Here is a 10,929-nt window from a genome sequence, read left to right as displayed (position 1 = left end):
AATGTCTTTATGAAAAAATCTGGAAGAAAATTAGTTTTGTTGACCGCTTCAAGTGGCCTATTTTCTTTGCCTGTGGCCGGTATCATTGCTTGCAGCAATGTTTGGGGAGATGACCAAGGCAAGAAACTAGAGAAAGACGATCAAGATAAAAAAATCGGCGTTATTAAAAATTTTTACTACACATCGTTGAAAGAGTTTGACACTTTAAATTTTAACGTTGGCGAAACTTATTCTCCCAGTCAAATTGGTGTCCAAGATATTTTTAATGACCAGTACCTGTTCAAAGTTGACGATTATGATGATTTACAAGGCGCTCTGACTGTCAGCGTAGAGCATGTTAATGATCAAGCCGTTGAACAGCTCAAGAGCGGAGTTGAGATTCGCGGTTTCAAAAACTTGAATGCACAAGAGTTTTTTCAAAAAATTACCAAAGACTTACCCGACAATAAAACCTTAGTTAGCAACTTACTTGACAAACCTAAACCAAGCGATTTAGAAGGTCAAAGACTTTTAAACGTTGATGATCTAGGCATTGCGCATTATTTTAAGTTTCGCAAAGCCGAACACTTTGTTAGTGTAGTTGATCACGATGATTTGCTTGGTGAAGTTACCATTGAACTCAAAATTGCCATTGCTGGTCAAGATGAAACTATCACTTTGACGGTAAGCGATCTTGCGATGGAAGACGAGGTGTTAGAAGCTCGCTTAGAAAAAATTCGTCAAATAATTGAAAAATTGAGTGAGAACTACACAACTAATAACAGCAGTCAATTGCCTTCCCAAATTGTCCAGAGAACGGGAGATGCTGATTTTTGGAATCAACTCGGCATTGGAGCCTTTCCTAATTTTGACGAGCAAACAATTAACGTCAGTTTTAAAAAGGGAGAAAATACCAGCGACGCCAAAGGTCAGTTAGAGTTGGTTATCACACTTACAGCTAGCAACCAGGGAAAATCCGTCGTACGAAGCAAAACAATTTTGATTAGCGGTTTTTTGACTAGCGACGAAGCTAAAGAGGACAAAGACCACATTAAAGTTCAAGTAATCAAAAATTGATTTGAGCAAACGTTCAGCAAGCACACTGCCCTAAAAAATTCTCTGCCCTCGGAAATTAAACGGGAATTTTTGTCTCTTGAAAACTCCCAGCAAAATTTAACGGTACTAGGCTTACAGGAGCTCCCCTCTGCGCTAACAGAAAATCTCAAACTGGATTTAACACTCGGGACAGCCGATGATGATTTAGGCACTTTGGAATTATTCGTGAGCATCCAGGTAAACCACGTTAGTCAAGAGTTGCGTTTAGTTATCAAAGGCTACGCGACAAACAAACAAATTAGCGACGAATTACGTCGTCAAACAAACCAAGAGTTGCAAGACCTTCTAAACTACATCAAGCAAAATCGCAGTTTAACTACCTTGGGGGCAAAACTGCCGAGTCAAATTGCCAGCGAACAAGAGAAAGTTAGCTTTGCCAAGTTAGGTCTGGAAGATTTAGATTCAAACGAGTTACTGGGCGCGCAAGTGCAAATCTTGGTGACCCATATTGACGATCAAAACGGGAAAATTGAGTTAGAAGTCAGTTTAAGCAAAAACGGCGTGTCACTCCAGGGGCAAGTCGTTGTGCAAGGGTACAAGAAAAACTCTGAGGTCATTAAGGAAAAGCAAGAGAAAATCGCCCAAGAACTTGAGTCCCTTGCGGAGTGAATTTCTGAAAATCTTAATTTAACTTCTAACAAGACCAAGCGACCGAGTCAAGTCGGAAAAAATCAAGCGATTGTTTCGCTAAAAGAACTTGGTCTGGGAAACATACCAGATCAAGAAATGGCTGGGGCCTTGGCCGAGTTTAGAATCGTCAAAACTGATGATTTTGAAGGAACCATTGAAGTTAAAGTAACGGTTTCTAAATCAGGTCAAACCGCGACAAAAACTTATTCAATTTCTGGTTATAAAAAACACCGTGACACCATGATTGAACTACTCGCTTGGATTAAACGAGAGCGAAATAAAACTAGTTTGGTTGAGCTGCCCAGCAAAGTCATTGACGGAAAAACTAGCGTTAGTTTTGAAGATCTAGGTCTTGAAAAAATTCCGCCGGAACTTTTCAAAGATTACGATGTCAAAATTGAAATCACGAGTTTTAGTGACGAAAATGGTTCGATTGAAGTCAAACTAACGATTAAAAAAGGTCAAATCACAGAGAACATACAGTACGATGTTTTTGGTTACAAAACTACTAACAAAGTACTTAACGAACTTGTTGAAATAATGAACCGGGTTAAGCGTCAAATCGAGTGAACTACCCACCGAGATAAGTTACCAAGTCTGATTGGTCTTAAAGAAAATCAATCGGTTTCGCTTGAAACGCTCGGCTTAAACAAATTAACTGAACTTGATCAGAAAAACGTCGCTTGAAAACTGATTTTTATAAGTTTAGATGATGTCAAAGGCGAAGTGAAAGTTTCTGTTGAGCTATCTTATCTAGGCGTTGAACACAAAGAACAAATCACGATTAAAGGATTTAGAACCACAAAAGATGAACTCAACAGTTTGTTGGAGCAAATTCGAAGCAGAGACTTAACAACTTCCCATCAAAGCAAACTACCGAGTCAAGTCGGAAACGTAGATCAAGAGGTTTCGTTTGAAGACCTTGGACTGGGAAAATTAGCCAACTTTGGCAAAGCTGAAAACATTCAAGTCAAGTTATCCATTTTGATTGTTAGTGATAAATTGGGAACAGTTAAGGTCCAAGTGATACTTACAAAAAACTCAGTCAGCGTTGATGGTATTCTAGAGATAAAAGGTTTCAAAAAAGAAGCCGACCACATTCGAGAAATCACTGACTGAAAAGAAAAGTTGAACAACTGATTTGAAAACAATTGGTCCAAAACTTCTTTGAAAGACAAGTTGCCAAGTCAAGTTGCCCAGGAAAGACAAACCAAAGATTTCAATGATTTAGGACTGCGTCAAATTCCCGAAGAGTATCGCAAGATCTTCAAGTTAAATATCAATATTTATAGGGTGGATAACTTGCTGGGGCAAATAACGGTTAACATTCAACTTCTTAATCCCTACCAAGAATTTAGTGTTGAGTTGGTAATCAAAGGCTTCAAGAAAGAAAGCCAAGTCAAACAGGAGTTAGAGGCCTACTTTGACCGAATTAAAAACCGAAGTAAAACTAACCTGGAACAAACTTTGCCAAGCGACTTAGGAATCTTAGGGCAAACCAGTTTCAAAGAGTTAGGACTCACCGACTTAACAGACGAATTTGCTCGCGAGGGAATATCTGTAAAACTACTTTTTGAGCGCGCTGATGATGTTGAAGGTCAAGTCAAAGTCAAAGTGTCTTTAAGTAAAGATGGGGTTGAAATTGACAAAACTCTTACGATTAGCGGATTCAAAAAAGTCTCTCAAGAGTTGGATGAAGTATTTAACTACATTAAAGAACGTCTGTCAAAAGTCAACTTTTCAAAAACTCTACCTAGTCAGTTAGGGAAACCTGGCCACGTAATCAGCCTTTCTAAATTAGGGTTGGAGGATTTTGATTTTGCTAAATGAGCATCAATTGTGGTGAAAATCACTATATACATAACTAATGACGCGACTGGTGAATTATTGATTGATTTAAGAATTAGTAAAAACCAACAAACAAAGAATGCTAAGTTGACTCTTGAAGGGTTTTTAACTAGGTTTAAGGTTGACCAAAAAGAGATTGACGATATGGTAAGGCAAATTCAAGGTCTATACGAAGTTGATAATAATAGCAAGCGCATAGATGTTCAAGTCAAGAAAGATTCAAGCTTTTACGAAATGGCAATTTCTGAAGTTGACGTTAACATGATCAAAGATAATTTGCGAACTTTCGGGATCATGCTGCCGCCTAACTTGAAAAATTTAACTTTTGAATGATTCATTAAAGATAAGTTAGAAAAATCCAACACGGTGGTTTTGGTACTAAAAATCTCCCGCGGAAAAGCCCAGGCGGAGTTAATTTTTAACATCACAGGTTTTAAGCCTTACTCAGATAAGTTAGTAGACGCCGCTTTGAAAAAATTTCCCGACAAACTTAAAAGCAAGTGGTCAGAAAAGCTTGTTAGCCAATTCACTGAGAAGAAAGTTTACAAATTTGCGGATCTGGGCGTTGAAATCTCCGATTTTGAAAATGATGCGTTAGAGTTTTCGGCAGAAATCATAAAACATGATACTCACTTGGGAGAAGTTGTTGCGACTCTGGTCATTTCAAGTTCACTTACCGGTTACAAAAACAAAAAAGCTATCACGATTGTTGGCTACTGAAACGATGAAAAACGCAAAACTGCTGAAGATAGATTAACTAATGAGCTGGCCCAAGTGTTTGGGAAAGCTTACTTTGATGGTAAGCTAGCTGACCTTACTAGTTATGAGTCAGAAAATGTTACTACATGAGCCTCCACTGATTTGACCGATCAATGGATCGACGACGACGACAAATATAAAATCGGATCAAATATCACTTGAGAGCAGTTAAGTTTGTTATCCACAACTGACAATCTCAAAAAAACGATTCATAAGTTCGGCCAAACCGCGCGTCTCACATTTGAGTTGGTTGACAGATTACTTGGCACAGATTTTAACGGATTAATCTCTTTCAAACCCACTTTAAATTACATTGATGTCAAGGTGAGTAGCGAACACCCTGTTTTGATTAAGGGGTTTCAAAGTTTTGAAAAATATCTTCACTCTCACGTTCGCAAACTAAAAAATAACTTGGGCGACGAAATAAGACAAAGTTACTCCGGCCTGTTGGTGTCGCTATTTCAAGAGTACCTGCCTAGCGGAGAACAATTTAGCAACTACCCGCTTCCAAATTCTCAAAATTTAATCGCTAAGTTTTTTGAGCTAACTCAACTTGCCGACAAGTTCACTTACAAAATTGACGGCAAGTACGACTTATTTGTCATGGCCATCCTAGGTAAGGAACTTGAAAAAGACGACCCACGTAATTATGATTTGGACACATACGAGTTTGAATTTTTATTCGGGGTTGATGGGCAAAATAAATATGATAATTTTAACCAAAAAGTTTATCAAGACGATTATGACAAACTCTATCGTCAAAAAAGAAGTTTTACCATTAGGTTGACCGGTTTTTCTACTCGCGATGATGTGGTAAAAACGGCCGAGCAAGTTTACAAAGAACCGAATAACTCGCTAACCTTAAAAGCGCCAAACATCCACTTGACCCATTTTCGGGGAATTCTTCAATCGTGGTACGGAGAAGATTCTCTGCCCGAATTTGCTTGGGATTTTCACTGATCGCCTAAGTACAAAGCAAAAAGACAACTTTTTAATCAATTAATACTTGACGACGTTAAACGTCACGAAGTTCCAGGGGTTTGAGTTGATTACGGTAAACCAGATGATATTAACAAGTGACTTAAAGCAATTAAGATGGACCAGCATTACTATCACTGGAAAACAATGCCGGTGGACTGAGTCAAGTTTTTCAAATCAGCCAACACAAACCTTAAAACTCAGTTAGAAAAGAAACGTTTTTATTCTGCCGAGCCTTACTTCCGTTTTGTGTCGGTAGAAGGTTTAAAAACTAAAAAACCTACTATGAATTTCAAGGTCGCTTTCCGCTTTCAAAGATACGACGGATCCGAGGACTCTTACAATCAACCTACCCACGAAAAATTACTAACGGCAGACAAATTGGAAGCGCAAAACTTGACTGTTAAATTAAAAATGCAGCACAATCTTAAAGAGTACTTGGAAGAAATGATGAACCAAGACAACTTAGGAAGTCATCTTTTCAACCAACATGTGAACGAAAAACTAGGTGCATCACTGCTAAGAAGTGGAAAACCTAGAAACCATCACAAAATTGTAGTCAGAATTCCCTTGGACGATGAAAATAATCCAAGTCATGATTTATCAATAGCGAAACAACTGTACTGGAAGGAACAAATTAATAGCTCGCTAGGCATATTTAACTGGTGAAATAGACAAGATGGAAATACCCCAACGCGAGGTTTTCAACCTAAAGATGCGGTAAAAGGTTATCTCATTCATGACATCTTAGCCTCAACGCGTTGGAGTTGACCAAAGAACAAAAAATACGTTGTAGATGTTTCCTTTGAAAAAATGCTTGGGAATTTGGGTGTCACACTTGTTTTTGAAAAAGTAGGATCAACTGATTTTCTAAATCACATTGCAGAATCAAAATTTACAAAGAACGAGAAACCAAATGTCACAGTTAGTTTCCGCCCACGACTGTTATACAACTCTCAAGCCTACATCATGGAAGAAAGCAACGTGGAAAAAAATGAAATGCACAACCGCCCTTTAGCCAATTATGGAGTGGATTCCATGCTAATAGAAGACGAAGATGACGTTAAAATTTGGAAAATTGACTACCATTTTTACTTTGGTGAAGTTCCTGTAGACTAAAACTTCGCCTCGCTTTTTAAACAATTGACTCTAGAATGTTTCTTTGTTTTTCGGTTTTGAACTTAACAAGTGGGTCGCGCAGACAGATTTAGCGAGAATATTCTTTATTTATGACAAAACATGAGTCCAATCCGTCAAATTGATTGAAAATTGTTTTACAAGTCAGTTTTTCAGGTTTAATCTGCTAAAATTTAGACAATTAAAACTAAATTAGGGGATAAAAAATGAGAAAAAAGACTTTTCTTTTAACCGCCGCCTTGTTAGGCGTGGTTACTTTACCAGTTGCTTCGTTGGTAAATTGCATCGGTAATACTGGCCAAGAGCAGAGAGAAAAAGATGATGACCAGATTAATCCTAAAGGTTCTTACCGAACTACGCTCAACCAGACCGAAACACTTGAATTTGAATTAGCAACACGTTATTCAGCCAACGAAATAGGGCTTGAAAAAATTTTTAGTGACCAGCACGAGTTTGAGGTGCAACAATATGATGATTTGGCTGGTGAAATCGTAGTTGACATACACCGCATATCAGTTGATGGCAGCAGTTCAATTATTAAGCGCGGCGTAAAGATTATCGGTTTTAAAAAGATTAATGCGGTTAATTTTATTAACCAAATCCGCACCCAAATCACTAAGCAAGGAATGTTTGAAACCGCCCTAATTAGCGATCAAAAACCGAGTGAGTTAGACACAAAAACCATTTACAAAGCTGCGGATTTAGGCATTGACCACCATTTTAATTTCCGTCAAGCCGAGCATCAAATTCAAATCAAAAAATCTGATGATAAACTTGGTCGACTGAATGTTTTGATCACCATTATTCTTGGCAACAAAAAAGTTGCTACTACCTTCGTAATTGAAGGTTTTTTGGCTGACGATCCAGAACTAAGTCAACGTGTCAAGTTTATGCAGCAGGTGCTTAAGAAAATTAGCGACTCTTACCAAACTGAACACTCTGGCAAATTCCCCTCCGAAATTGTCCAAAGGAAGGCAGATGCTGATTTTTGGGACCAACTCGGAATTGGTGAATTTCCTGAATATAACGACTTGGCAAAACATGAGGTGAAACTTTCTTTCAAAAATGTAAGGCATAACGATATGGCGGGTTCAATTCGGCTTAATATTGCTCTTGATTTACCAGAAGAAGAATACAAAGGTTACACCGAGTCTAAACTCGTTTTCATTACCGGTTTTCTAAAACTTGACCCAGAAAAGCAAAAACAAGATCAAATAAAAGTCCAAAAAATTAAGGATTACCTAAACAATGAGTTGGATAAGACGAGCGAATTGAAAGACAAGTTGCCTTCGGAAGTTAAACAAGACTTTCGTGGTAGTTTGCAAGATCTAGGATTACAAAGTTTGCCAAGTCAGTTAGTTGATGACGCTAGACTTACCTTTGAAATTAAAAGCACAAATAACGACCAGGGCACTTTGCTCATCCTAGTTTCGATCAAAGTTGGACGAGTTGAGTTAGAGACTGAAATTAAGATTCAAGGGTTTAAAACATCTCTTCAAGATAAGCAGGAAAAAGATCAAGCAAATAAATTCTTAACAGAGCTTTTAGCTCACATCCAAAAAAATCACACCAAAACTCGTTTTGAAAATGAACTTCCTTCTCGAATTGCTGGCCTTGAGAGCGAACTTACTTTTGAAAAACTAGGACTTTCAACTTTGTCTAAGCAAAAACAGCGAGACGCTCAAGTGACTTTAACACTGATTGAGGTGGACGACAAGCAAGGTCAGATCACTGTCAAGGTAGAAGTTAAGTTGCGAGGGTTAACCAAAGAGCAAGAGATAGTTATCCACGGATTCAAGTCTAGTTTGAAGCATTTAGATGGACTGCTGAACTACATCAAAAACCAGCACTTACTAGCAAAATCAAAACTTGGACAAAAATGAGCCAAAGACATTTTCCAAAAATTTGAAAATCAAAACATCACGTGAGAAGATCTTGGTTTAGATGAAATTCCCGAAGAGAAAAAACAAGGCGCGGTTGTCAAGATTCAGGTCATCTTGGCTGATGATGAACAAGGAAGGCTGCAAATAAGGGTTACGGTTTCTTTGGGTGATGAAACTAATCATCGGGAAGTGTGAGTGAGAGGTTTTAAAACAAAACAGGACCAAGAGATTGCTGAACTGATGCATTTTATTGAAAGGCATCTGAAAACTCACAAAGACTGAGATAAATATTTGCCGAGCCATTTTGGTCAAGTTAACCAAGCTGCTAATAATGAATTCGGCAAAAAAATCAAAATGATACTTAACCGTGCTAATTCAGAAAATACTTCTATCAAGATGTTGATCACAAATCTTGACGACGACCAAGGTCAACTTACCATTAAGTTTGAACTTGAAAAACAAGGGTCAACGTTAGTGAGAGAAATTACTTTGGACGGTTTAATGACCACGCATAAAATCGTTGAAAAAACAGCCAATCAAATTCGTAAAGAAAATAATGTTGGTTCAAACAGCAGTTATATTGAAGTTTCAATTGATAAGCGTTCCGATTGGTGAGACAAAGACCCGCGTGAAATTTCTCCTGAGCAGTTTGAAAATAATCCCGGCGAATTCAACGTTAAATTACCTTTAAAACTTGATTCCGATGTGGAATTAAAGTGGCGTCTCAACTGAGAAGAAACCACCATCGAACAGTTAGGAGTTTTATTGGAGATACGACGAGGGAAAGCCAGCGAAACCTTAAGTTTTAAAATCACCGGTTTTAAAAAATTATCCCAAAGAGTGATTGACAAATTCATTGATGACGAGAAACTGAAATCTTTAACCACCAAGTCTTCCAAACAAAAAGTCAATAATTTTGAGACAGGAAAGACTTACGATCTTAGTCAACTAGGTATTGAGCACTTGGGCATAACAGAGGATCTAGAAAAACTTGAATCTTTTGACCTTAAATTTGTTGTTGAAAAAACTAATGATACTGAGGGCACAGTCACAGTAATGTTGATCGTTTCCAGCGAAGGTTACGTAAGAGACAAAAGAATAACTATTGAAGGTTTTTGAAGCGAAGCTAAGAGAAAAAATGCTCGTCAAGAGATCTTACAAGAGATTGAAAAAATCTTTGGAAATTTTTACTTCAAAGAAAAATTGAGCCAAATTTCAGAGGAAGATACCCAAAAACTGACCGCGTTTGACCAAACCCAAATCAATCACTTTATTGGTGATGATTGGGCGTGATCGCCGGGACCTGAAGTTAGTTTGGAAGATTTAAAATTAGTAAACAAAACTTTGGCTCTTCGCAACTGAGTGAGAGAACTTGACGAAAATGCCGAATTAACATTTGAAATTGTTGAAAGACCAAGTAGCATGAATTTTCACGGAGCCATCACGGTTAAACCAGTTTTACGTTACATTGATCTTGTGATTAAAAGCGAAGACCCAGTTGTCATTTCGGGTTTTCAAAGTTTTGAACTTTATTTTCACTCTTTGGTTGCAAAAATAAGCCAGGAGATTCCCAATAAAATTGAGTTAGGTTACGAAGGTTCGTTGGTTCAATTCTTGGATCATGTTCCAATGATATCTAATCGAGGATATAGTCGAGAAGCTCTCCCTGGTTTTGATAATTACCCGGTTGACAAATATGCCTCAGAACCTAGACAAGGTCATATTAATGCTTTCCAAGAACTTGCTAAAATAAACGAAAAAACAATTAATTTTAGAGAGACCAAAGTTTTTAGAGAGACATACAAAAAGTTTGGTAAGTACCAATTATGACTTATGGATATTCTAGCTAAGCCAATAGCCAACGGACAGCACCACATTTTTAACTCCGATGAGTACGAGTTTGAGTTTGTATGAGGATTAGCAAGTAACAGTCCAAAAGACATTGAATTTAACAATAAATTTTGGAATCCAGGCGAAGAAGAAATTACACGAAAACATCGTTACGACGCATTTTCGCGAGGTAAAAGAAGTTTTGTGAAGATTCTTTCCGGGTTTGCTACCCACGACAAAATGGTAGATACTGTTGAAAAAATGTACAAAACAGCTATGAAAAATAAAGAATTTATTAAAGATGGAGTTTTATTGGAAACAAAGATCAAGTTGAATGTCAAAGAAGTGCTGAGCGAAATGTACGGGAAAGATTCTCTAGACGATCAAATTGATTATAGAAAAGAGACTCAGGTCAGTGAATGACAAAAAAATATTAGTCAGGAGCGTTATCTTGTTTGGTCAAAAATTCCTGAAGTTAACTGATCAGAACTTTACTATCATTTTTACGTTAAAGAGATTTTATTTGGTGACCAATACATAACAATAGCTTCACTCAGACCTTATCTAAGATTTTTATCTGTTGATCGCAACGATGATTCAATAATGAATTTTAAAGTTGGATTTCGGATTGGACGAATTAACATTATTGATGAGACGGCTCTTCGACAGCCGAACAAATGACCCAAATACGAACAAAACAAAGAATGGCACGATGCTAATGATTTAAAACTGATAGACACGGTAATCAAGTTAAAAATCAAATAGTAAC

Annotated in this window: 2 protein-coding genes; both read left to right on the top strand. The window is 37.5% G+C overall.

Annotation, left to right across the window (positions count from 1 at the left end; genetic code table 4):
- Positions 1-9: 9 nt before the first annotated feature.
- On the top strand, positions 10-6,429 hold the full coding sequence (locus CSE00_RS00215; protein ID WP_127942549.1) for a lipoprotein 17-related variable surface protein: 6,420 nt from the start codon (positions 10-12) through the stop codon (positions 6,427-6,429).
- Between the two features lie 224 nt (positions 6,430-6,653).
- Complete coding sequence (locus CSE00_RS00210; RefSeq protein ID WP_127942547.1) at positions 6,654-10,925, top strand: lipoprotein 17-related variable surface protein; 4,272 nt, start codon at positions 6,654-6,656, stop codon at positions 10,923-10,925.
- Positions 10,926-10,929: the final 4 nt, after the last annotated feature.

Source organism: Mycoplasma sp. ATU-Cv-703 (assembly GCA_004011965.1).
GTDB lineage: Bacteria > Bacillota_I > Bacilli_A > Mycoplasmatales > Metamycoplasmataceae > RYZV01.
This window is presented reverse-complemented; position numbering and strand designations above follow the sequence as displayed.